This is a genomic window from Nocardia sp. NPDC057455, assembly GCF_042802775.1.
In the GTDB taxonomy this organism is placed as follows: domain Bacteria; phylum Actinomycetota; class Actinomycetes; order Mycobacteriales; family Mycobacteriaceae; genus Nocardia.
Genome location: NZ_JBHVDM010000016.1, coordinates 80,562 through 102,716, shown reverse-complemented (window position 1 = coordinate 102,716; position 22,155 = coordinate 80,562). Strand labels below are relative to the sequence as shown.

The 22,155-nt window shown below is 69.2% G+C and carries 22 protein-coding genes; 1 reads left to right on the top strand and 21 read right to left on the bottom strand.

From position 1 onward, the window contains the following. Window positions 1-83 precede the first annotated feature (83 nt). The 13 genes from ACFU5M_RS09585 to ACFU5M_RS09525 form a co-directional block, all read right to left on the bottom strand. Window positions 84-1,007 (bottom strand): tyrosine-type recombinase/integrase, encoded by a 924-nt coding sequence (locus ACFU5M_RS09585; protein WP_379046509.1) that lies wholly within the window; start codon window positions 1,005-1,007, stop codon window positions 84-86. A 54-nt stretch (window positions 1,008-1,061) separates the two neighbouring features. Continuing rightward, the gene (gene dprA / locus ACFU5M_RS09580; protein ID WP_379046506.1) at window positions 1,062-2,330 is read right to left on the bottom strand and encodes a DNA-processing protein DprA; all 1,269 of its coding nucleotides are present in this window, start codon (window positions 2,328-2,330) and stop codon (window positions 1,062-1,064) included. After that, window positions 2,327-3,835 carry a YifB family Mg chelatase-like AAA ATPase gene (locus ACFU5M_RS09575; protein WP_379046503.1) on the bottom strand — a complete coding sequence of 503 codons (1,509 nt, stop codon included), beginning with the start codon at window positions 3,833-3,835 and terminating at the stop codon, window positions 2,327-2,329. The genes dprA and ACFU5M_RS09575 overlap by 4 nt, the downstream gene beginning before the upstream one ends. Next, on the bottom strand, window positions 3,836-4,192 hold the full coding sequence (locus ACFU5M_RS09570; RefSeq protein WP_379046500.1) for a YraN family protein: 357 nt from the start codon (window positions 4,190-4,192) through the stop codon (window positions 3,836-3,838). It lies immediately after the preceding gene. 101 nt (window positions 4,193-4,293) lie between these two features. Next, window positions 4,294-4,599, bottom strand: a complete 306-nt coding sequence (locus ACFU5M_RS09565) for a DUF2469 domain-containing protein (protein ID WP_011210678.1) — start codon at window positions 4,597-4,599, stop codon at window positions 4,294-4,296. A gap of 46 nt (window positions 4,600-4,645) precedes the next feature. After that, window positions 4,646-5,431 carry a ribonuclease HII gene (locus ACFU5M_RS09560; protein WP_379046497.1) on the bottom strand — a complete coding sequence of 262 codons (786 nt, stop codon included), beginning with the start codon at window positions 5,429-5,431 and terminating at the stop codon, window positions 4,646-4,648. A 47-nt stretch (window positions 5,432-5,478) separates the two neighbouring features. Further along, window positions 5,479-6,261 (bottom strand): signal peptidase I, encoded by a 783-nt coding sequence (gene lepB / locus ACFU5M_RS09555; RefSeq protein WP_379046494.1) that lies wholly within the window; start codon window positions 6,259-6,261, stop codon window positions 5,479-5,481. Window positions 6,262-6,338: 77 nt separating this feature from the next. Then, the gene (gene rplS / locus ACFU5M_RS09550; RefSeq protein WP_040780792.1) at window positions 6,339-6,680 is read right to left on the bottom strand and encodes a 50S ribosomal protein L19; all 342 of its coding nucleotides are present in this window, start codon (window positions 6,678-6,680) and stop codon (window positions 6,339-6,341) included. A 203-nt stretch (window positions 6,681-6,883) separates the two neighbouring features. Continuing rightward, window positions 6,884-7,177 (bottom strand): hypothetical protein, encoded by a 294-nt coding sequence (locus ACFU5M_RS09545; protein WP_379046490.1) that lies wholly within the window; start codon window positions 7,175-7,177, stop codon window positions 6,884-6,886. Window positions 7,178-7,323: 146 nt separating this feature from the next. Next, entirely contained in the window at window positions 7,324-8,235 is a 912-nt protein-coding gene (locus ACFU5M_RS09540) for a hypothetical protein (RefSeq protein WP_379046487.1), read from the bottom strand. 27 nt (window positions 8,236-8,262) lie between these two features. Next, window positions 8,263-10,653 carry a Tex family protein gene (locus ACFU5M_RS09535; RefSeq protein WP_379046484.1) on the bottom strand — a complete coding sequence of 797 codons (2,391 nt, stop codon included), beginning with the start codon at window positions 10,651-10,653 and terminating at the stop codon, window positions 8,263-8,265. A gap of 181 nt (window positions 10,654-10,834) precedes the next feature. Further along, the gene (locus ACFU5M_RS09530; protein WP_379046480.1) at window positions 10,835-12,493 is read right to left on the bottom strand and encodes an AMP-binding protein; all 1,659 of its coding nucleotides are present in this window, start codon (window positions 12,491-12,493) and stop codon (window positions 10,835-10,837) included. Beyond that, the gene (locus ACFU5M_RS09525) at window positions 12,490-14,124 is read right to left on the bottom strand and encodes an AMP-binding protein (protein ID WP_379046477.1); all 1,635 of its coding nucleotides are present in this window, start codon (window positions 14,122-14,124) and stop codon (window positions 12,490-12,492) included. The genes ACFU5M_RS09530 and ACFU5M_RS09525 overlap by 4 nt, the downstream gene beginning before the upstream one ends. Window positions 14,125-14,223: 99 nt before the next feature. On the opposite strand from ACFU5M_RS09525, the gene ACFU5M_RS09520 reads away from it, so the two are divergent. Then, entirely contained in the window at window positions 14,224-15,075 is an 852-nt protein-coding gene (locus tag ACFU5M_RS09520; RefSeq protein WP_379046474.1) for a LuxR C-terminal-related transcriptional regulator, read from the top strand. 56 nt (window positions 15,076-15,131) lie between these two features. Here the strand turns inward: ACFU5M_RS09520 and trmD are convergent, their stop codons facing one another. The 8 genes from trmD to ffh all read right to left on the bottom strand — a co-directional run bounded on the left by trmD (window position 15,132) and on the right by ffh (window position 22,056). After that, on the bottom strand, window positions 15,132-15,839 hold the full coding sequence (trmD, locus tag ACFU5M_RS09515) for a tRNA (guanosine(37)-N1)-methyltransferase TrmD (RefSeq protein ID WP_379046471.1): 708 nt from the start codon (window positions 15,837-15,839) through the stop codon (window positions 15,132-15,134). A gap of 73 nt (window positions 15,840-15,912) precedes the next feature. Next, complete coding sequence (gene rimM, locus ACFU5M_RS09510) at window positions 15,913-16,437, bottom strand: ribosome maturation factor RimM (protein WP_379046467.1); 525 nt, start codon at window positions 16,435-16,437, stop codon at window positions 15,913-15,915. Then, the gene (locus ACFU5M_RS09505; RefSeq protein ID WP_011210690.1) at window positions 16,438-16,680 is read right to left on the bottom strand and encodes an RNA-binding protein; all 243 of its coding nucleotides are present in this window, start codon (window positions 16,678-16,680) and stop codon (window positions 16,438-16,440) included. Between the two features lie 94 nt (window positions 16,681-16,774). Further along, window positions 16,775-17,206 carry a 30S ribosomal protein S16 gene (rpsP, locus tag ACFU5M_RS09500; RefSeq protein WP_379046464.1) on the bottom strand — a complete coding sequence of 144 codons (432 nt, stop codon included), beginning with the start codon at window positions 17,204-17,206 and terminating at the stop codon, window positions 16,775-16,777. A gap of 165 nt (window positions 17,207-17,371) precedes the next feature. Next, window positions 17,372-18,136, bottom strand: a complete 765-nt coding sequence (locus ACFU5M_RS09495; RefSeq protein ID WP_379046461.1) for a class I SAM-dependent methyltransferase — start codon at window positions 18,134-18,136, stop codon at window positions 17,372-17,374. Window positions 18,137-18,185: 49 nt separating this feature from the next. Beyond that, window positions 18,186-19,169 (bottom strand): LLM class F420-dependent oxidoreductase, encoded by a 984-nt coding sequence (locus tag ACFU5M_RS09490; protein ID WP_379046458.1) that lies wholly within the window; start codon window positions 19,167-19,169, stop codon window positions 18,186-18,188. A gap of 54 nt (window positions 19,170-19,223) precedes the next feature. Next, window positions 19,224-20,318, bottom strand: coding sequence for an amidohydrolase family protein (locus tag ACFU5M_RS09485; protein WP_379046455.1), 1,095 nt, complete (start codon window positions 20,316-20,318; stop codon window positions 19,224-19,226). A 175-nt stretch (window positions 20,319-20,493) separates the two neighbouring features. Further along, a complete protein-coding gene (gene ffh / locus ACFU5M_RS09480; protein ID WP_379046452.1) occupies window positions 20,494-22,056 on the bottom strand; it encodes a signal recognition particle protein in 1,563 nt (520 codons plus the stop codon). Between the last annotated feature and the right edge of the window lie 99 nt (window positions 22,057-22,155).

Below are 22,155 nucleotides of genomic sequence, written 5' to 3'. Positions count from 1 at the left end.
GCCCGGAACAGGCCGCGTGTCGCCGTGCGAAGAATTCCGGGTCACCGATGCGGCGTTCCTGCCACCACGACCACGATGAGCCATCATGCCCGGGGGTGGGCCTGGTCGTGCACTTTCTTGAGCCGCTCGATGGAGACATGGGTGTAGAGCTGAGTGGTGGCCATGCTGGCGTGGCCGAGGAGTTCCTGGACCACACGCAGGTCGGCCCCGCCTTCGAGGAGGTGGGTCGCGGCGGTGTGCCGCAGACCGTGCGGACCGAGGTCCGGTGCGCCGGGGATGGCCGAGACCACCTCGTGCACAACGGTTCTGGCCTGGCGCTGATCCAGACGCCTGCCACGGCGGCCGAGCAGCAGCGCCCGGCCGGACTCGGCGGTGGCGAAGTCGGGGCGTCCATAGCGCAGCCAATTGCCGACCGCCTCGTCGGCGGGTGCGCCGAACGGCGCGGAACGCTCCTTGTTGCCCTTGCCGAGCACCCGCACCACCCGCCGTTCGCGGTCCACGTCCTCGATGTCCAGCCCGCACAGCTCGCTGACCCGGATGCCGGTGGCATACAGCAATTCCACGATCGCCCGGTCTCGCAGCGCCATCGGGTCGCGCTGCGCGGCGCCCGATTCCGCGGCGTCCATGGCGCCCAGCGCCTGTTGCCTGCCGAGTACCGCGGGAAGGACGCGATGCGCCTTCGGCGAACCCAACCGCAGCCCGGGATCGGCGGGCAACCGGCCGGTCCGGGTGAGCCAGGCGCTGAACGTGCGCGCCGACGACGCCCTTCGGGCCACGGTCGTTCGCGCCGCGCCCGCCGCGGCTTGCTGCGCCAGCCACGAACGCAGCAACAGCAGGTCCAGCTCGCGGATCGCCGAATCGGCCGACCGCGTGTACAGATGCTCCAGCAGGGACCGCGCGTCGCCCAGGTACGCGCGCACGGTGTGCTCCGACCGGTTGCGCCCGAGCCGCAGATGCCTGCCGTACTCCAGTAGCAGCGCTTCCAGATCTTCGGGCAGTTCCTCCATGCTTCCACCGTCCCGACCCGCGGTCCGGAAGGCAAGCGACCGCGCCGATTCCGCTCATCGGCGACGCGCCGTTCGGTGCCAACCGCTTTCGTCACTGGTCACCAGACCCGTCAATTCCAGGGCGGACAATGTCGCACGAACCATCGGAAGGGGCAATCCGCACTGCCGGGACACCTCCAGTGGCAACCGCGAGCCGATCCTCGGCAGCGTGGCGAAGACCATTGCTTCGTCTTCGGTCAGCCGGTCCTCCGGACCGCCGCTTGTCTGCGCCCCTGAAATCGATAGCCGCAACGGCCCCGCCTCGTCGACGACTTCCTCCGCCCTGGTTACCAGGATGGCTTCGCCGTCGCGGATCATGCGGTGGCAGCCGACCGAAGCGGCCGAGGTCACCGGGCCGGGCACAGCCAGGGCGGGACGGCCGAGACGGCGTGCCCATTTGACCGTGTTGCGCGCGCCGCTGCGCAGACCGGCCTCGATGACGAGCACGCCGTCGGCCAAGGCGGCGATCAAGCGGTTCCGGGCGAGGAACTGGTGCTTCTGCGCGGTGACACCGAGCGGGTATTCGCTGACCACCAAGCCCGATTCGGCGAGGTCGGCCAGCAGGCGCGCGTGCTGCGCCGGGTAAGGCCGGTCGATGCCGCAGGCCAGCACGGCGATCGTGAGACCTTCCACCGCCAGCGCCGCCCGGTGCGCCATGGCGTCTATCCCGAACGCCGCCCCGGAGACAATGGTCCATCCCTGCCCGGCGAGGTCGCCCGCGATCTCCTCCGTCACCCGGTTGCCGTACCCGGTGCTACACCGCGCACCGACCACCGCCACAGCGCGTTCGCTGGATTCCAGCACAGATCGTGGGCCGCGCACCCACAGCACCAGTGGTAGGGCGCCGTCCCGATCCCGCCCCGGTTCGAGCTGGGCGAGTCCGAGCATGCGCCAGGCGGGCCATTCCGGATCGTCCGGTGTCACCACCCGTCCGCCGATCCGGTCGATGGTCTCCAGATCCCGCGCCGCCATGTCGATATCGCGCCGCAGCGCCGTGGGCCCGCGTAGCGGTTCGGGCAGCGCGCGCTCCCGCACGGCACGCGCCGCCTCGACCACCCCCACCGACTCGATGAGCGCCGACAGCGGCGCGCACGGCCCCTGCACCACCCGCGACAGGTACACCCACGCGAGCCGCCGCTCGTCGGATTCCCCGGCCACTGCGCCGAAACCGGCCGCGGGGGCCCCAGGCGTATCCGCCGCTACAGGCGGATCGACCACGGCAGGCATACGCGACGCCGCAAACACCTCCACCGTCGCGCCCTCGGTCGGCTCCGGCGCGCTCATTCCGCGCCCCGCTGACGGAAGTTCAGTGCTGCCAGAACGTCCTGTGCCGAGGGCAGCTCGCCGCCGCGCAGATCGCAGATCGTCCAGGCGACCCGGATGGCCCGGTCTGCGCCGCGCGCGGACATGCGGCCCAGACGCAGGGCGGCCTCGACGGGAGCGAGCGATTCGCGCGGCAGCCGGAACCGCTGGCGCAGTATGTGGCCGGGAACCTCGGCGTTGGTGAGCCATCCGTACTCGCGCCAGCGCTCGGCGGTGGCGCGGCGCGCCGCGGTGACTCGGCCGCGGACGACCTCGCTGCTCTCGGCCGCATCGGTGCCGAACGCCGCGCCGGACTGCCCGTGCATCCGCACCCAGATGTCGATCCGGTCCATCAGCGGGCCGGATAGTTTGCCGAGGTAGCGGCGGCGAGCCAGCGGGGCGCAAATGCAGTCGACGTCGCGGGCCGGGGCGCAAGGGCAGGGATTGGCCGCCAGCACGAGCTGGAAGCGGGCCGGGTAGCGTGCCACACCGTCGCGCCGGGCGATGCGCACTTCGCCTTCTTCCAGCGGCGTCCGCATCGCCTCCAGCACCTTCGTGCCGAGTTCGGCACATTCGTCGAGAAAGAGCACGCCGCGGTGGGCCCGGCTGACCGCGCCGGGGCGGGCGGTCCCCGAACCACCGCCGATCATCGCGGTCACCGAGGTCGAATGATGGGGCGCGACGAACGGTGGCGCGGTGACCAACGGGTGGTCGCCGGCGAGCGTGCCCGCCATCGAGTGAATCGCCGTCACCTCCAGCGCCTCGGTCTCCGTAAGCGGTGGCAGCAGGCTCGGAAGACGTTGAGCCAGCATCGTTTTACCGATGCCAGGCGGTCCGGTGAGCAGGAGATGGTGCCCGCCCGCCGCGGCCACCTCCAATGCCCAGCGGGCTTCGTCCTGCCCCACCACCTCGCTCAGATCGCCGCCGTGGCGTACCGGATCCGGCAGGTCCCCGTCCGGCTGGTCGAGCACGCCTTCCCCGCGCAACCACGCCACGACGCCGCGCAGATTGCGCGCTCCCAGAACCTCGATGCCCTCGACCAGTCCGGCCTCGGCCATGGTCACCGCGGGCACCACGACGGTCGACCAGCCTGCCGTGCGCGCCGCGAGGACGGCGGGCAGGATGCCGCGCACTCGTCGCACCCGCCCGTCCAGCGCGAGTTCGCCGAGCAGCACCGTCTTCGCGAGCCGTTCGGAGGGTACCGAGCCGGAGGCATCCAGGACCGCGACCGCGAGCGCCAAATCGTAGACGCTGCCCAGTTTCGGCAGGGTCGCGGGCGACAGCGCGAGAACCACCCGGCCGTCGGGCCACTTCTCTCCGGAATTCGCCACCGCGGAGCGGACCCGGTCGCGCGATTCCTGCAACGCGGTGTCGGGAAGCCCGACCAGGTGGACCGATGGCAGGCCCTGCCCGATATCGGCCTCGATCTCGACGAGCAGGCCGTCCACGCCGGTGACCGCGACCGAATGCGCCCGGCCGAGGGCCATTCAGAACACCGCCTCGAGATGATCGATGACCGGCGTCCGACCCCGCATCGCCAGCACCGACACCACGTCGAACCGGATGCGCCGCCACGGTCCGTCCTGCTCGGCCAGCCACAGCAGCGCCAGCCGTCGGATCCGCTGCCGCTTGGCGAAGGTAACCGACTCGGCCGGGGTGCCGTAACCCAGACCCGAACGCGTTTTGACCTCGACGAACGCGGTCACATCCCCGTCTCTGGCGATCAGATCGAGTTCGCCGTATCGGCAGCGCCAGTTCCTGGCGATGATTTCCATCCCGGCGGCGCGCAGAAACTCCGCCGCCAGTTCCTCCCCGTGCGCGCCGAGCGCCTGTTTGTCCGTCACCCCGCCAGCGTGCGCCGGTGCCGGATCAGGTCAGCGCCGCCGACCTGGGGAATCGGAAAACCTGTTGATAAGCGAGCGGCTGTGCAGAACTCCAGGCCCGCTCACTCGGGCAAGCGCAGGTCCGGCTTCTCCAGCTCTTCGATGTTGACGTCCTTGAAGGTGATGACCCGGACGTGCTTGACGAAGCGGGCCGGGCGGTACATGTCCCAGACCCACGCATCGCTCATCCGCACTTCGAAATACACCTCGCCATCCGCGTTCTGCGGCCGCAGCTCCACGGAGTTGGCCAGGTAGAAGCGGCGCTCGGTCTCCACCACGTACGAAAACTGACCGACGATGTCCTTGTACTCGCGATACAGCGAGAGCTCCATCTCGGTTTCGTACTTCTCGAGGTCCTCGGCACTCATCGGGTGGGACGTCCTCCTTCTCGCCGCATCGCGTCGTGTGGTGACATCATCGCGCATGCGCTGCGTCGGTAGCCACTCGGCCAGCCGTACGCCCGTTCGGAAACTGCTCGGACAGCGCTTCGTCCAGGCCCTCGGCGAGCATGGCGTCCGCGATATCGGCCGCCGCCGCGACCGGGCGCAACCCAGCCGCCTCGCGCACATTGCGCCAGGAGCGACGGTGCTCGCTGCTGGGCCCGAGGCGGTGCAACGCGGCGGTGTGCTCGGGCGTGTTGTAGCCCTTGTGCGCGGCGAAGCCGTAGCCGGGGAATCGCTGGTCCAATTCGACCATGATGCGGTCCCTGGTGACCTTGGCCAGGATGCTGGCCGCCGCGATACAGGCCGCCGCGGCGTCGCCCCCGATCACCGGCAACGAGGGCACCGGGATACCGGGCACCCGGAATCCATCGGTCAGCACGTAGCCAGGTGTGCGTCCGAGCCCGGCCACGGCACGGCGCATGCCCTCGATATTGGCGACGTGGATGCCGATCGAGTCGATCTCCCAGGCCGGGATGACGACGACCCGGTAGGCCAGCGCCAGCCGCACGATCACCGGATACAGCTGTTCGCGAGTGGCCTCGGTGAGCTTCTTGGAGTCGTCGAGGCCGGCCAGCTTGTCATATGCCTTCGGAGCGAGCAGGCATGCCGCCACCACCAGCGGTCCCGCGCAGGGACCGCGCCCCGCTTCGTCGACCCCGGCGACAGGCCCTAGACCACTGCGGATCAACGCCGCCTCGAGCGTGCGCAATCCTCCCGCCCTGCGCATCACCACACGCGGCGGCCAACCGTTACCCACCGGCACTCCACCTTGCCCCACCGTCCAATTATCCTGCGCCCGAGCGATCAGTTCTGCTGCGGATTCTCCGCGCGCACCGGCCCGATCCGGCCGGGCGGCCAGATCTTGAACACCGCCTTGCCACGGACATTGTCGACGGGGACGGTGCCCTGCAGTTCGTCGGTGATATGGGCGCGGGAGTCGGCGGACTGATTGCGGTTGTCGCCCATCACCCACAGATGCCCCTCGGGCACCTTCACGGGCTTGAACTCGCGTCCGCCGCCGGGGCCGTAGGGCTGGCCCGGCACGTACGGGGCGAGGTAGCGAGCGTACGGCTCGTCCAGGGGCGTGCCGTCCACGATGACCCGGCCCTGCGCGTCGCAGCACTCCACGGTCTGGCCGCCGACCGCGATCACGCGCTTCACCAGATCGTTCTCGTCCGGCGGCACCAAGCCGAAGAACGAGAAGAAGTTCTGCACGCCACGGACGGCGGCATTGTCCGAGCGGATCGACTTGTAGGTGGTGTTCCACGAGGGCGGGCCGACGAAAACGACCACGTCGCCCGGCTGCGGATCACCCCAGTAGTAGCTCAGCTTCTGCACGTAGATGCGGTCACCGGTGCAACCGGCGCAGCCGTGCAAGGTGGTTTCCATCGACTCCGACGGGATCACGTAAGGCCGACCGACGAACGTGACCATCAACGCGGCGATCACCGCGGCGATCACGATGAGGATCGGCAGTTCCTGCCAGAACGGCCGCTGCTTCTTCTTCGGTCGCCGCTTGGCGCGACCTGCCCGCGAATTCTCGTCGCCCGATTCGGACACCGACACCGACCCACTTTCGTCTGCCACGCCGAACAGATTAGCCCGGCAGCGAAACCGAGGTCCGATGCCGGGCTGAGGAAGATCTGCTGTGCCGAAAAGCTAACTCAGCGCTTTTCCTTGATCTTGGCGGCCTTGCCGCGCAACTCGCGCAGGTAGTAGAGCTTGGCGCGGCGGACGTCACCGCGGGTCACGACATCGATGTGGTCGATGTTCGGGCTGTGCACCGGGAAGGTGCGCTCCACGCCGACACCGAACGACACCTTGCGGACCGTGAAGGTCTCGCGGATGCCACCACCCTGGCGGCGGATCACGACGCCCTTGAAGACCTGGATGCGCTCCTTCGAGCCTTCGATGACCTTCACGTGCACGTTCAGCGTGTCACCCGGGCGGAACTCGGGGACGTCGCTACGCAGCGACTTTTCGTCGACGAAGTCAAGGGTGTTCATTTCCATCCTTATGGTTTCGCGCGAACAGAGGACCCTGGCGGCACTCGAAGTGCTCGGCCGGTTCATGCTCCGAATTAGGGGGTGCGCCGGGCCGACAACCACCCAGGGCAACCTGAGCATTGTGCCAGACCGGGGCGCCGTGGAAGAAATCGGCCCGGGTGGAGGCGCGGCGGCACGACCGGCCGTGCGTCTCTCCTGCCCGTTCAGGCCTCCGGCGGGAGGATCGGCGACGCGAACACTTCCTCCAGCGGGGTCGGTCCGGTGTAGCGGCGACAGTGGCAGCCGACCCACTCCCGCAGGCCGTGCGTGCCCTTACGAGAGATCTCGGCATGACAGGTACCGGTGGCACGGTCGTGCAATGCCAGGTCGTGGCCGCACCCGCAGCGCGCGGTGAGCCTTTTCCCCGACCCGGCTCGCCGCCGACGCCCGAACCGACCACATACCCAGCCGACACCGACCAAGCCGGCACCGACCGCGAGGCTGATGGGATCCAACATAATCACAGTATATGTATACGCATAGTTTTGGTCATACGAATAACAACATCCGAATCCGTCCGCGTTTGTCGAAGACGCGCCAGCGGACCGGATGACCTTTTGCATTGTTCTGATGGCGCGGCAAGCCGTCCTGACCACGGCACCGCTCAGTGGTTCTGTTCTCCGGAGATCGCGTCCTGGGCAGGCGGCGTCTGCCGCGAACCATGGTCGGCATGCCAGGGCGAATGGTGCCGGTGCGGGGCGGGCGGAGCGGGCACGACCTTGCGGGTGAGTTCGGCCTCCGCCGCCGTGCGGACGTGCTCGACGTCCGGTTTCCCCGCGACCAAGTCCTGCACGAAGATCTTGGCGCGGATGACCGGGCGGCGATAGCGCCGTTCCCGGACAATGGCCCGGTACATCATGCGCCTGCGGTCGGCGTATCGCCAGCGCGCCCAGGGTGCGCCCGGGCGGCTCAGTCGCAGTGCGCCGACGAACAGCAGCGGCAGGAAGAACATGCCGAACAGGCCGGTCCAGATCTTGCCCTTGGCGATCACGATCGCCGCGAGCGCGAGGTTGATCACCGCGAACACGACGACGAAAGCGCGGACCTCGGCGCTCGGATCGCGCCGGAAATCGTTGATGTCCAGCATCCACAGCGGGTGGAAGCCGAGCAGCAGCAATCCCGTCACGGCGAGCGCGACGAACACCGCGTCCACCGACGTGCGTCCCTGCTTCTCCCAATACACGTCGCGTAGATAGAAGATCAGCGCGAATTCGTCGAGCACCAGCGCCGCGCCCACACCGAAGAGCGCGGCCAGGATGCCGGCGGTGGTCATGCCGGCGCTCTGGTATTGGGCGACCATGCCGACGCCGGAGGCGAGCACCAGGATCACCCCGAACACCATGTGGTGGATGTGCGTGTCACCGGCCCGAAGATTGCCCGGCCACCAGCGCACCCGCGCACGGATCAGCCGGACGCTGACGCGGATGAACAGGAATCCGACGATGAACCCGAGGAGGAAGCACAGCAACGGCAGCCGCCCTTGGGCGATCACGTCCTCGTGGAGCCACCGTCGCATGGCCGCTACTCCCTCCCGCGCATCGAACTACTGGCCGAAACCCGCCCGGCGCAGCGCGTCCGCCATCGAGCCGCTCGGCGCGGGCGCGTTCCGGCGCTGATTGCCTCCGCGCCCCTGGCCTTGATTGCGGTTTTGGCCCTGCTGCCTGTTCTGGCCATTCTGCCGCTGCCGCTGTTCGCCGCCGCCGGTCCGGCCGCCCTGGCCGCCCTGGCCGCCCTGGCCGCGCTGACGGTTGTCGCCGCCTTTGGCGGGTGTGCCGGGCTCGTCGTCCAGGCGCAGGGACAGGCCGATGCGCTGGCGCGCCACGTCCACCTCGAGCACCTTCACCTTGACCACGTCGCCGGACTTGACCACTTCGCGCGGGTCCTTGACGAAGTTGTGCGACATGGCCGAGACGTGCACCAGTCCGTCCTGGTGCACGCCCACGTCGACGAACGCGCCGAACGCGGCCACATTCGTCACCACGCCTTCGAGCACCATGCCCGGTTCGAGGTCGGCGACCTTCTCCACGCCCGCGGCGAACTCGGCGGTCTTGAACTCCGGGCGCGGGTCCCGGCCCGGCTTCTCCAGTTCGGCGATGATGTCGGTGACGGTCGGGACACCGAAGCGCTCGTCGGTGAAATCACCGGCGCGCAGCGAACGCAGCACCGTGGTGTTGCCGATGACCTCCGCGACGCCGCGACCGGTCGATTCCAGAATGCGCCGCACCACGGGATACGCCTCGGGGTGCACAGCGGAGGTGTCCAGCGGGTCGTCGCCGCCACGGATGCGCAGGAAGCCCGCGCACTGCTCGAACGCCTTCGGACCCAGGCGCGGAACGTCGAGCAGCGCGGTCCTGCTACGGAACGGGCCGTTCTGATCCCGGTGCGACACAATGCTTTCCGCCACCGACCCGGCGATGCCGGAGACCCTCGACAGCAGCGGCACCGAGGCGGTGTTCACGTCGACGCCCACCGCGTTCACCGCGTCCTCGACCACCGCGCCCAGCGAGCGGGCCAGCAGCGATTCGGACACGTCGTGCTGGTACTGGCCGACGCCGATGGATTTCGGATCGATCTTCACCAGCTCGGCCAGCGGGTCCTGCAGCCGCCGCGCGATCGACACCGCGCCGCGCAGCGAGACGTCCAGTTCGGGAAGTTCCTGCGAGGCGTAGGCGGAGGCGGAGTAGACCGAGGCGCCTGCCTCGGAGACCACGATCTTGGTGGGCTTGTTCTCCGGGATGCGCGAGATCAGCTCGGCGGCAAGAGCATCGGTCTCGCGCGAGGCGGTGCCGTTGCCGATGGCGATGAGCTCCACGCCGAAGCGGGCGACCAGCGCGCCCAGCACGGCCAGCGACTTCTCGGTCTGGCCCTGCGGTTTGTGCGGGTAGATCACCTCGGTGGCGACCACCTTGCCGGTGGCGTCGACCACCGCGACCTTCACACCGGTGCGGTAGCCGGGATCCAGACCCATGGTCGTGCGGGTGCCCGCGGGGGCGGCGAGCAGCAGATCGCGCAGATTCGCGGCGAACACGTCGACCGCGTCCTTCTCCGCCGCCTGCCGCAGCCGCATCCTGGTGTCGATGCCGAGGCTGACCTGCAGCTTGGTGCGCCACGCCCAGCGCACGGTGTCCAGCAGCCAGGAGTCGGCGGGCCGGCCGCGGTCGGCGATGCCGAAGCGGGCGGCGATGCGGCCCTCGTAGATGGTGCGTTCGCTCGGCTGCGGCTGCTCGGTGTCCGGCTCGAGGTGCAGCGTGAGCACCTCCTCTTTCTCCCCGCGCAGCAGCGCGAGGATGCGGTGGGAGGGCAGCTTGTCGAACGGCTCGCTGAACTCGAAGTAGTCGGCGAACTTCGCGCCCGCCTCCTCCTTGCCTGCGCGCACGGTCGAGGTGACCTGTCCGCGGTTCCACATCAGTTCACGCAGCTCGCCGACGAGGTCGGCGTCCTCGGCGAAGCGTTCCACCAGGATGGCGCGCGCGCCGTCGAGCTGCTCGGCGGTGTACTGCGCCGGATCGGTGTTCGGATCCCCGATCAGTGCGTCGGCCACCGGCTCGTGCCCGGCCTCGCGCGCGATCTGCGCCTTCGTGCGCCGCTTCGGCTTGTACGGCAGGTAGATGTCCTCGAGCCGGGCCTTGGTCTCGGCGAGCTGGACCTGCCGGTGCAGGGCGTCGTCGAGTTTGCCCTGGCCACGAATCGATTCGATGATCGCGGCCCGGCGCTCGTCGAGTTCCCGCAGGTAGTGCAGACGCTCGTCGAGCAAGCGCAGCTGCGCGTCGTCCAGCCCTTCGGTGACCTCCTTGCGGTACCGGGCGATGAACGGCACCGTCGAGCCCGCGTCGAGGAGCTCGACGGCGGCGCGCACCTGGGTCTCCCGCACCGCGAGTTCCTCGGCGATACGACGGTTCACGCTGGCTGGGCCCGCGGCGTCGGAGCGTGGCACGGCGGGTGTTGACTCTGCACTGGCAGTCTCGGGCGCTGTCGTCACGTCGGAGACACTACCGCTCCCCCGCCTCTCCACGTCTTTCGCCGGTCATGGGTGCCCGGCCGTTCCGCGGCGGGCCTGCGGTGGCACGGCGAGCCGATTTCCGGACGTACCCGGTGAGTTACCCGTTCTCCGGAGATCAGAAGTCGCTGGTCGAATTCGACGAGGTTTCCTTCGGAGACGCGAGGATCGCTCGGGCTACTTCCCGCATCTCGGCCTTGCGGATCTTGCCGGTGACCGTCATCGGGAATTCCGCGACCACGTGCACGTAGCGGGGGATCTTGAAGTGCGCCAGCTTGCCGGTGGCGAACTCGCGCACGGCCGCGGCGTCCAACGGCGGTGCGCCCTCGCGCATCCGGACCCAGGCCATCAGCTCCTCGCCGTACTTCGGATCCGGTACGCCGATCACCTGCGCGTCCAGGATGTCGGGATGGGTGTAGAGGAATTCCTCGATCTCACGTGGGTAGATGTTCTCGCCGCCGCGGATGACCATGTCCTTGATACGGCCGGTGACGGCCAGATAGCCCGAGTCGTCCATCTCGCCGATGTCGCCGGTGTGCATCCACCGGGCGGCATCGATGACCTCGGCGGTCTTGTCCGGATCGTTCCAGTACCCGAGCATCACCGAGTAGCCGCGGGTGCACAGTTCACCGGGCTCGCCGCGCGGCACCGTAAGACCCGTTGCGGGATCGACGATCTTGACCTCCAAGTGCGGCCCGACCCGGCCGACCGTGGCGGTGCGCCGGTCGATGCCGTCGTCGCGCCGGGTCTGGGTAGAGACCGGAGAGGTCTCCGTCATGCCGTAACAGATGCACACCTCGTGCATGCCCATCCGGTCGATCACCCGCTTCATCACCTCGACCGGACACGGCGAGCCCGCCATGATCCCGGTGCGCAGCGTGGACAACTCCACGGTGGCCGATTCCAGTACGGCGAGCATGTCGATGAACATCGTCGGCACGCCGTAGAGCGAGGTGCAGCGCTCCGCCTCGACCGCGGCCAATGCCGCCTCAGGATCGAACGACGGCGCCGGGATCACGACCGCCGCACCGTGGCTCGTGCTCGCGAGATTGCCCATGACCATCCCGAAACAGTGGTAGAAGGGGGTCGGGACGCAGATCCGGTCCTGTTCGGTGTATCCGCACAGCTCGCCGACGAAATAGCCGTTGTTCAGGATGTTGTGGTGGCTGAGCGTGGCACCCTTCGGGAAACCGGTTGTGCCCGAGGTGTACTGGATGTTGATCGGGTCGTCGGCCGACAGCAGCGCGCCCAGCGCGGCGAGCCGATCCGGGTCGATCTCGGTGCCGGTCAGCGCGTCCCACTCGGGTGTGCCCAGGACGAGCACCTGCGCCAGCGCCGGACAGCTCGGCCGGACCTGCTCGATCATGGCGACGTAGTCCGAGGACTTGAACCGCTCGGCCGCGACGAGCATCCGCACTTGCGCCTGGCGCAGTACGTACTCCAGTTCGCTGGTGCGGTAGGCCGGATTGATGTTGACCAGGATCGCGCCGATCTTCGCCGTGGCGTACTGCACGAGGAACCATTCCGCGCAGTTCGGCGCCCAGATGCCGACCCGGTCCCCCTTGCCGATGCCGTGGTCCGCGAGACCGCAGGCGAGGGCGTCGACCGCGGCGCCGAGCGCGCGGTAGGTCCAGCGCCGCCCGGTCGGCCGGTCCACCAGCGCTTCCCGATCCGGGAACGCCGCCACTGTGCGATCGAGATTGCCGCCGATGGTGTCACCGAGCAGCGGGACGTCGGAGATGCCGTTGGCGTAACTGAGCAAAGGCGCCTGTGTCACCGGGCACCACCCTGCCGCAGCACGAATCGCTGCACCTTGCCACTGGGCGTCTTCGGCAGGCCGGGCACGAAGTGGACCTTGCGCGGGTAGGCGTGCGCGGCGAACTTCCTCTTCACCAGACTCTGCAATTCGGCTTCCAGCTCGGGACCGCCGACGGCGCCCTCGCGCAGTACGACGAACGCCTCGAGCACTTCGCCGCGCAGTTCGTCCGGCATGCCGACCACGGCCGCCTCCGCGACCCGCTCGTGCAGCACCAGCACGCTCTCCACCTCGAACGGGCCGATGCGGTAGCCCGCCATGATGATCACGTCGTCGTCGCGGGCGGAGAAACGGAAGAAGCCGTCGGCGTCCTGCGAGCCCGCGTCGCCGGTCAGGTACCAGCGGCCGTCGGCGGTGTAGCGCTGCGCGGTGCGTTCCGGGGCGTCGAGGTAGCCGAGGAACCACAGCAGCGGGCTGCGTTCGGTGTCGATCGCGACGCGACCCAATTCGCCGGCGGGCGCTACGGTGTCGGCGTCGTCGGCGAGCACGGCGCAGGTCCATCCCGGCAACGAACGACCCATCGATCCCGCGGGAGTCTCGGTGTCGAGGACTTCGTGCCAGGCGTTGCAGATGACCATCCCGTGCTCGGTCTGGCCGTAGTGGTCGCGCACCGCGATACCCAGATACTCGGCCGACCAGGCGACGACCTCGGGTGTCAGCGGCTCCCCCGCCGAGGACGCGCGGCGCAGCCGGGAACGCACCGGCTGGGTGGCGCTGTCGGCGCGCAGCGCGCGATAGACCGTCGGGGCGGCCGCGAAGTTCGTGACGCCGAAGGTTTCCAGCACCTGCCAGGTGAGCGCGGCGGAGAAGCCCGCGTGCAGCAGGAGACTGCGGACGCCGGTGGCCAGCGGGCCGAGGATGGCGTAGTAGAGGCCGTAGGCCCAGCCCGGATCGGCGGCGTTCCAGAAGACGTCATCGGGCCGGACGTCCAGCGCGAATTCCTGGTACGCGTGGAAGGAGGCGAGCGCGCGCAGCGGAATCGGGACGCCTTTGGGCGTGCCCGTCGTGCCGCTGGTGAACAGCTGGACCAGCAATCCGTCGCCGCCCACCGCGACCGGGCGGGCGTTCGGGTGGGTCGCCGAATGGGTCTCGAGTAGTTCGTCCATCCGCAGGGCCCCCTCGGGAATCTGCGCTCCGGCGACGATCAGCCGCCAGGGCGGGTCCGCGGGCAGATCCGGCCCGGGCGCCAGCTTCGGCGCCTGGTCGGCATCGGCGATGACGACCGAGGCGCGGGCGGCGTTCAACCGCAGGGCGATGGCGGGCGGCGCGAAGGCGGTGAACAGTGGAACGTGCACCGCGCCACGGCGCCAGATGCCGAGCAGAGCGACCACCAGATCCGCCGACTTCGCCATCAGCGTGGCGACCCGATGGCCGGGTCCGACGCCCAGTTCGGCGAGTGCGGCGGCGCAGCGGGCGGAGCGTTCGCGCAGTTCGCCGTAGGTGAGGTCGATCGAGGACAAGTCCGCTTCGACGATTGTGAAGGCGACCCGGTCGGCCGGGTGCCGATCGCACAGCAGGTCCGCCGCCGACGCGTCGGCGCGGTCGTAACAGTCCAGCAGTTCGCGCACCCGCTGATTCAGGTCGGTGCCCATCTTCGGTTCTCCTCGTTCTGTGATCCAGCGCTACCCGGGTGTGCAATAGGATGTGGGTCACATCCCGCTGTCCACTACCCCCGAAAAGGGGTGAGTCTCGTGACCCACACCGCCCTGCTGCGTCCGCGCGACAGCGACGCTCTGCGCGCCGAGATCCGCTGGGTGGCGAGCACGGCGGGCGTGCCGGTCGCGTTCGCCGGCGAAGTGCACGGCGACGCGTTGCTGCTGTCGGAATTCGTCGGCACGCTGACCAACGGCCTGCGCGGCCTGGCCGTGGTGCGAACCTCGGGGCTGGGCGGCCGGGTGATGGATTCCGGACGGCCCGCCGCGGTCACCGACTATCGTCGCGCCTCCTCGATCACCCACGACTACGACGGGCCGGTCTCCGGTGAGGGCATCCGCTCCGTGCTCGCCGTGCCCGTGGTGGTGGACCGGCGCTCCCGCGCGGTGCTCTATGCCGCCACCCGTGGCGCGAGCCCGCTGGGCGACCGCACCGCGGATCTCGTCGTCCAGGCCGGTCGCCGCCTGGCCGCCGAGATCGCCGTGCGCGACGAGGTCGACCGCAGGCTGCGCATGCTGGAACTGGCCGCACCGTCGGCCGCGGCGGCCCCGGCCATCACCGAGGAACTGCGCGACATCCACGCCGAACTCCGCGGCATGGCGCGCTCGGCCGAGGACGACCGGCTGCGCGGACGCCTGCACGCGGTGTGCGAACGACTCACCCGGGTCCTGACCGGCGAGCCGCATCCCGACCGTCCCGCACTGTCCCGCCGCGAGCTCGACGTGCTCTCCCAGATCGCCCTGGGCTGCACCAATCAGGAAGCCGCGCAACGGCTTTCGATCAGACCGGAAACCGTGAAGAGTTACTTGCGCAATGCGATGGTCAAACTCGACGCCCACTCCCGGCACGAGGCGGTCGTAGCGGCCCGCCGCCACGGCTTACTACCGTGAGGCGTGATAGTCCACCGGCATTCGGAGCACCGAAGCGACAAGTAGGCGGTTTCGGTCTATCGCCCCGGTCCGCGCACCGTGTCCTGGTCCGTCAGCAGGTCGGGGCGACGTTCGCGAGTCCGGTCGAGGGCCTGTTCGCGCCGCCAGGCGGCCACCTTCGCGTGGTCACCGGACAGCAGGATCGGCGGGACGTCGAGGCCGCGCCAGGAGACCGGGCGGGTGTAACTGGGGCCTTCGAGCAACCCGTCGGAGAAAGAATCCTCTTCATGGGACTGTTGATTGCCGAGCACGCCGGGCAGCAGCCGGACCACGGCCTCGGTCATCACCAGCACCGCCGCCTCGCCGCCGATCAGCACATAGTCGCCGATGCTGACCTCCGCCACCCGCACGCGGCGCGCGGCGTCGTCGAAGACACGCTGGTCGATGCCCTCGTAGCGGCCGCAGGCGAAGACGAGATGCTCCTCGGCGGCCCAGCGGTGCGCGGTCGCCTGCGTGAACGGCACGCCCGCCGGTGTGGGGACCACGAGCAGCGCGTCGTCGGGACAGACCTCATCGAGCGCGTCACCCCACACGGTCGGCTTCATGACCATGCCCGGCCCACCCCCGTAGGGGGCGTCGTCGACCGACTTGTGCACGTCGTGCGTCCAGCGGCGCAGGTCGTGCACCGTGAGAGAGATCAGGCCCCTGTCGATCGCCTTACCGAGCAGCGCCGTGCGCAGCGGCTCCAGATACTCCGGGAAGATCGTGACGACGTCGATCTTCATCCCTGCCTCCTCTGGCCGCCGGGCCGACTCTCGCCGGCCGGGCGAACGACGCCCGCGCGAGTCTCCCGCCGCCTCATTCCGGGTCGAGCAGACCCTCGGGCGGATCGATCACGATGACGCCGTCGGCGAGGGACACCGTGGGCACGATGGCGGTGACGAACGGGATCAAGATCTCCCGCCCGTCCTCGGCGGCGCGCACGTCGAGTAGCTCACCGGCGGCCGAATGCAGCACTTCGCGCACGGATCCGACCACGGTGCCGTCGAGGAGCCGAACTTCCAGCCCCTCCAGTTCGTGGTCGTAGAACTCGTCCGGGTCCGCGGAAGGCGGGAGGTCGGCGCTGTCGACCAGGAACAGCATGCCGCGCAGCGCGTCGGCCCCGGTGCGGTCGGTCACGCCGGCCAGGAACACCAGAAGCCGGCCCGAGTGCTCCCGGACCGACTCCACGGTGAACTCGCGGACCTCCGCCGCTCGGGGCAGCCGCCCGCGCACTGTCGTGCCCGGCGCGAAGCGCGCCTCGGGCTCGTCGGTGCGTACCTCGACGACGAGTTCGCCGCGCACTCCGTGCGCCCTGGCGACCCGTCCTACGACGAGTTCCATCTACTGGTCGGTGTCGACCACGTCGACCCGAATGCCCCGGCCGCCGATACCGGCGACGAGGGTGCGCAGCGCGGTCGCGGTACGTCCGCCGCGGCCGATCACCTTGCCCAGGTCATCGGGATGAACGTGCACCTCCACGGTGCGCCCGCGGCGGCCGGTGATCAGCTCGACGCGGACGTCATCGGGGTTGGCGACGATGCCGCGCACCAAGTGCTCCACGGCATCGGCCACGACGGCGCTCACTGTCCCCTCACCTCGAGACGCAACTCACCCGTCGTCCGGGCCGGTCTGCGAACGGCACGAGACGGGTGTCGAGTGGACGGGTAACGCCGGTTCATTACTCGGCGGCCTCGGCGGACTCGGCGCCCTCTTCGGCGTCCTTCTTGCCCTTCTTCTTGGGCGTGACCGCCTCGGCGACCGGCTCGTTGTCGGCAGCGGCCAGCGCGGCGTTGAACAGGTCCAGCTTGGACGGCTTGGCCGGCTTGACCTTCAGGGTGCCCTCGGCGCCCTCGATGCCCTTGAACTTCTGCCAGTCGCCGGTGATCTTCAGCAGCTGGAGGACCGGCTCGGTCGGCTGCGCGCCGACGCCCAGCCAGTACTGCACGCGCTCGGAGTCGATCTGGATCAGCGAGGGCTCTTCCTTCGGGTGGTACTTGCCGATGGACTCGATGGCCCGGCCGTCGCGGCGGGTGCGGGCGTCGGCGACGACGACGCGGTACTGCGGGTTGCGGATCTTGCCCAGACGGGTGAGCTTGATGCGAACAGCCACTGCTGATCTGCCTTTCGTTGATTGGTCACGGCGCAATTCGGCGACCCGCATGGTCTGCGAGCCCGGTTTTGCGCTTTCGAGTGTGTGACCGCCGCGCGGTACGGAACCGGAGACGGGCTGCCACTTGTCCGGAAGGACGGTGGTCCATTCTGCCAGACCGGACGATCACGCCAGAAATCGCGTGCCCTCGGCGCGGCTAGCGGCGGTGGCGGTGAGCGCGCGGGTGGGCACCCAGGGGCCGCCCCACCACATCTGCCACCCCACGGGGCGCAGGGCGAGGGCGGTCGCGCCGTGCGCCGCCACGACGGCGCGGTAGTCCCGGGTCTTGCCGATATCGACGATGACCAGCTTGCCGCCGGGGCGCAGCACACGGCACGCCTCCCGGACCGCCGTGGCCCGGCCCTCGGCGGTCCTGATGGTGTGAATCGCCAAGCTGGAGACGACGACGTCGAACGCACCGTCCGGGAAGGGCATGCGGGTCATGTCGCCGGTGCGCAGCTCGATCCGATCGGCGACGTTCTCGGCGAGCGCGTTCTGCTCGGCGGTTGCCGGGATGTTCCCGCAGTGGTCGGCCGAGCACCACAGATCCAGCCCCACCGCACGCCCGGCGGGCAGGCGGCGCGCGGCGGCCAGCAGCACCGCCCCGCGGCCGCACCCCATGTCGAGTAGTCGTTCGTCGCCACGCAGGTCGAGGTCGTCGAGCAGACCCGCCCAGACCTGGAACTTGCCGCGACGGGTCGCGTGCAGGAACAACCCGAACTGCGCCGCCAGCACGACGCCGATGAGCAGGAGCAGCAGGCTCGGGCGCAGCTGCTGGAACAGCGCCACCACCAGGGCGGCGGCGAAGTACCCGACCGCGAGAACTCCCAGCAACAACAGCACCGACGGCGCGTCGACACCGTACGACGCTCGCCACGGAGGAGCAATCATCGGCCGATTGTATCCAGCGCCAACAGCATTCGGACCCGGTTCGCGCTCGTCAGCGCACCAGTGGAGCGAAAGTGCGCCCGGCGAGTTCGACCGCGCCCGCCTCGTGCCCGTTCAACACCATATTGATGATCAGGCCGTCGACGCCTTGGTCGAGAACACGGGTCCGCAGCTGTTCGGCAACCTCGTCCGGTGTGCCGACGAACTGGCGGTCGGCCGGACTCTGCGCGCGCTCGGAGTCCGACATTGTCGACAAGTCGATACCCATGCGGCTCAGATAATCTCGCTGCTGCTTGCGTACCAGGTCACCGTCCTCGTCCATCATGACGAAGCACAGATAACTGGTCTCCAGGGTCTGCGGGTCCCGGCCCGCTTCGGCGCAGCGCGCCCGCAGCGCCTCGATCTTGCGCGGCAACTCGGAGGCGTTGCAGATGATGTTGAGGTGGTCGGCGAAGCGAGCGGCAAGGCCGAAGGTCTTCTTCTCACCGCTGCCGCCGAGCAGGATCGGCAGGTCGTCGCGCACGCGCGGCTCGTTCATGGCGTGCTCGGCCTGGTACCACTTGCCCTGGAAGGTGGGGCGTTCCCCGCGCAGCATCGGCTGGATGATCTGCAGGGCCTCGTCGAGCCGCTCGAAGCGGTCGGTGAACGTCCCGAATTCGTAGCCGAAGGAGCGATGCTCGAGCTCGAACCAGCCCGCGCCGATGCCGAGCACCGCGCGGCCGCCGCTGACCACGTCCAGCGTCGTGACGGTCTTGGCGAGCATGGCCGGGTTTCGGTAGGTGTTGCCGGTGACCAACGCCGACAACTGGATTCGCTCCGTTGCCGTGGCCAGACCGGCGAGCGCGGTGTACGCCTCGAGCATCGGCTCGTCGGGCGTGCCGATGCCGGGCAGTTGATAGAAGTGGTCCATCACGAAGGCCGTGTCGAAACCGGCGGCTTCGGCTTCTCGGGCCTGCGCGACAACCGTGGGGAAGAGCTCGCGCACCGACTTGCCGTAGCTGAAGTTGGGCATCTGGTATCCGAGGCGAATCGTCACGGAATCCGACCTTACGCCGCGTCGGCGAACGCGCGGGTGAGCCACGATGACGAGTTATCGATGGCCGGTGACCGGACCGTGTTCGCCGTACACTCGCCCGCGCAGGACGACGGCGTACGGCATGCCGAGCGTTTCCGGATGGCTGCGCGGATCCTCCTGATAGACGACGAAATCCGCGGGTGCGCCGGGTTCGATGCCGGGCCGCCCGAGCCATTCGCGGGCATTCCAGGAGGCAGCGCCGAGCGCGTCGTGCCGGGACAGGCCCGCGGCGCCGAGTGCGGCGATCTCGTCGGCGACGCGCCCGTGCCGGATCGAGCCGCCCGCGTCGGTGCCCGCGAAGATCGGCACGCCCGCCTCGTGCGCGGCGGCGACGGTGCCGCGCACCCGCCGGTGCAGATCGCGCATGTGCGAGGCGTAGACGGGGAATTTGCCCGCGCTGTCGGCGATGTCGGGAAAGGTGTCGATGTTCACCAGGGTGGGCACCAGAGCGGTGCCGTGCTCGACCATCATCTCGATGGTTTCGTCGGTGAGGCCGGTACCGTGCTCCAGGCAGTCGATACCGGCGTTGATCAAACCGGGTAGCGCGTCCTCTCCGAAGACGTGGGCGGTGACCCGCGCGCCGTTGGCGTGCGCGGCGTCGATGGCCTCCTTCAGGATCGTGTCGCTCCACAGTGGGCGCAGGTCGCCCACCGAGCGATCGATCCAGTCGCCGACGATCTTGACCCAGCCGTCGCCGAGGCGGGCCTGCTCGGCGACGATCTCCGGCAGGTCGCGTTCGTCGTCGAGCTCGATGCCCAGTTCGCGGATGTAGCGCTTCGGGCGGGCGATGTGGCGGCCCGCGCGGATGATCCGCGGCAGTTCGTCGTGGTCGTCGATGAAACGGGTGTCGATCGGCGAGCCCGCGTCGCGCAGTAGCAGCGCCCCGGCGTCGCGCTCGGTCTCGGCTTGCGCGACGGCGCCGGCGCGGTCCTCGTGCCCGCCGCCGTACCGGATTCCGACGTGGCAGTGCGCGTCGACCAATCCCGGCACGATCCATCCCTTGCCGCACAGCGTTTCGGCTCCCGGCACGGGTTCGAAAGACACCAGGCCGTCCCGCACCCAGAGATCGCGCACCTCGTCCTCGGGGAGAACCACACCTCGCAAATGCACAAGCAACCTCCTGGATATCGCCGGCTGCCCCTAACCTACTGGGGGCTTTCCGGAACAGTCATCCAGCGCGAGGCGACCGTGGGGCGGCGACGCCCATCCGAACCGAGGGCTCTGCCGCTTGCGACCGCGCGCGGCATGACGAGCGCCGCGCGAACGGCCTGGGCGGGAGAGTTGCCTACTTCTTCGGGAATTTCAGCTTGCTGAGATCGAAGCCTTCCAGCCCGGGCGGCAACTCGTCCAGACCGGCAGGCATGTTCGACAGGTCGGGCATTCCGGCGGGCATGCCGGGCATGCCGCCCATCCCCGGGAAGCCGCCGCGCACCTTCGGCGGCGTCGGGCCGCGGCCACCCTTCTTGCCCTTCTTGCCCTTCTTCGCGTTGCCGCGGCGGCTGCCGGGCAGCCCCATCTGGCGGCCCATCATCGCCATCATCTTCTTGGCCTCGAAGAAACGGTCGACGAGCTGATTGACGTCGGAGACCTGGACGCCGGAACCGTTGGCGATGCGCAGGCGGCGGGAGGCGTTGATGATCTTCGGATTCGCCCGTTCGGCCGGGGTCATGCCGCGGATGATCGCCTGCACGCGATCGAGCTGCTTGTCGTCGACCTGCGCGAGCACGTCCTTCATCTGGCCCGCACCCGGCAGCATGCCGAGCAGGTTGCCGATCGGGCCCATCTTGCGGATGGCCAGCATCTGATCGAGGAAGTCCTCGAGCGTCAACTCTCCGCTGCCGATCTTGCGCGCGGCCTCTTCCGCCTGCTTGGCGTCGTAGACTTGCTCGGCCTGCTCGATCAGGGTGAGCACGTCGCCCATGCCGAGGATGCGGCTGGCCATGCGGTCCGGGTGGAAGACGTCGAAATCCTCGAGCTTCTCACCGGTCGAGGCGTACAGGATCGGCACACCGGTGACCTCGCGGACGCTCAGCGCCGCACCACCGCGGGCGTCGCCGTCGAGCTTGGTGAGCACCACGCCGGTGAAGCCGACGCCGTCACGGAACGCCTCAGCGGTGTTGACCGCGTCCTGGCCGATCATCGCGTCGAGCACGAACAAGGTCTCGTCCGGTTGCACGGCGTCGCGGATGCCCGCCGCCTGGCGCATGAGCTCCTCATCGATGCCGAGACGGCCCGCGGTATCGACGATGACGACGTCGTACTGCTTCTGCCGCGCCTCCTCGACACCGCCGCGCGCCACGTTCACCGGATCGGCGGCCGAGATGCCAAGCGGGTTATCCCCCCCGCCGACGGATGTGCCGGGGTGCGGCGCGAAGACGGGCACGCCCGCGCGCTCGCCGACCACTTGCAGCTGGGTGACGGCGCCGGGACGCTGCAGGTCACACGCCACCAGCAACGGCTGATGGCCCTGCCCCTTCAGCAATTTCGCCAGCTTGCCCGCGAGCGTGGTCTTACCCGAACCCTGCAGACCGGCCAGCATGACCACCGTCGGCGGGTTCTTGGCCAGGTTCAATCGCCTGGTCTCGCCGCCGAGGATGCCGACGAGTTCCTCGTTGACGATCTTCACGACCTGCTGGGCCGGGTTCAGCGCCGCGCTGACCTCCGCACCCTTGGCGCGCTCCTTGATCCGTCCGATGAAGCCACGGACGACGGGAAGCGCGACGTCGGCCTCCAGCAGGGCGAGGCGGATCTCGCGGCAGGTGGCGTCGATGTCGGCCGGTGACAGACGCCCCTTACCGCGCAGATCCTTGAGGGCACCGGTAAGCCGGTCGGACAGGGATTCGAACACCGATCGCGCTCCTGATCTCGGGGGACGTCACATTCTCTCCCAGGGTAATGGGATCACCCGCGTGTTCGCGCAGGCGGTGCGTCCTTCCGGGCCGAGCGG

Bases quoted from the DNA above. Each gene is read 5' to 3' on its own strand.
- ACFU5M_RS09575 (WP_379046503.1), bottom strand. From the start codon at position 3,835: ATGGCCCTCGGCCGGGCGCATTCGGTCGCGGTCACCGGCGTGGACGGC.
- ACFU5M_RS09525 (WP_379046477.1), bottom strand. From the start codon at position 14,124: ATGGGCACCGACCTGAATCAGCGGGTGCGCGAACTGCTGGACTGTTAC.
- rimM (WP_379046467.1), bottom strand. From the start codon at position 16,437: ATGGAACTCGTCGTAGGACGGGTCGCCAGGGCGCACGGAGTGCGCGGC.
- trmD (WP_379046471.1), bottom strand. From the start codon at position 15,839: ATGAAGATCGACGTCGTCACGATCTTCCCGGAGTATCTGGAGCCGCTG.
- ACFU5M_RS09540 (WP_379046487.1), bottom strand. From the start codon at position 8,235: ATGCGACGGTGGCTCCACGAGGACGTGATCGCCCAAGGGCGGCTGCCG.
- ACFU5M_RS09585 (WP_379046509.1), bottom strand. From the start codon at position 1,007: ATGGAGGAACTGCCCGAAGATCTGGAAGCGCTGCTACTGGAGTACGGC.
- dprA (WP_379046506.1), bottom strand. From the start codon at position 2,330: ATGAGCGCGCCGGAGCCGACCGAGGGCGCGACGGTGGAGGTGTTTGCG.
- rplS (WP_040780792.1), bottom strand. From the start codon at position 6,680: ATGAACACCCTTGACTTCGTCGACGAAAAGTCGCTGCGTAGCGACGTC.
- ACFU5M_RS09545 (WP_379046490.1), bottom strand. From the start codon at position 7,177: ATGTTGGATCCCATCAGCCTCGCGGTCGGTGCCGGCTTGGTCGGTGTC.
- ACFU5M_RS09495 (WP_379046461.1), bottom strand. From the start codon at position 18,136: ATGATTGCTCCTCCGTGGCGAGCGTCGTACGGTGTCGACGCGCCGTCG.
- ACFU5M_RS09565 (WP_011210678.1), bottom strand. From the start codon at position 4,599: ATGAGTGCCGAGGACCTCGAGAAGTACGAAACCGAGATGGAGCTCTCG.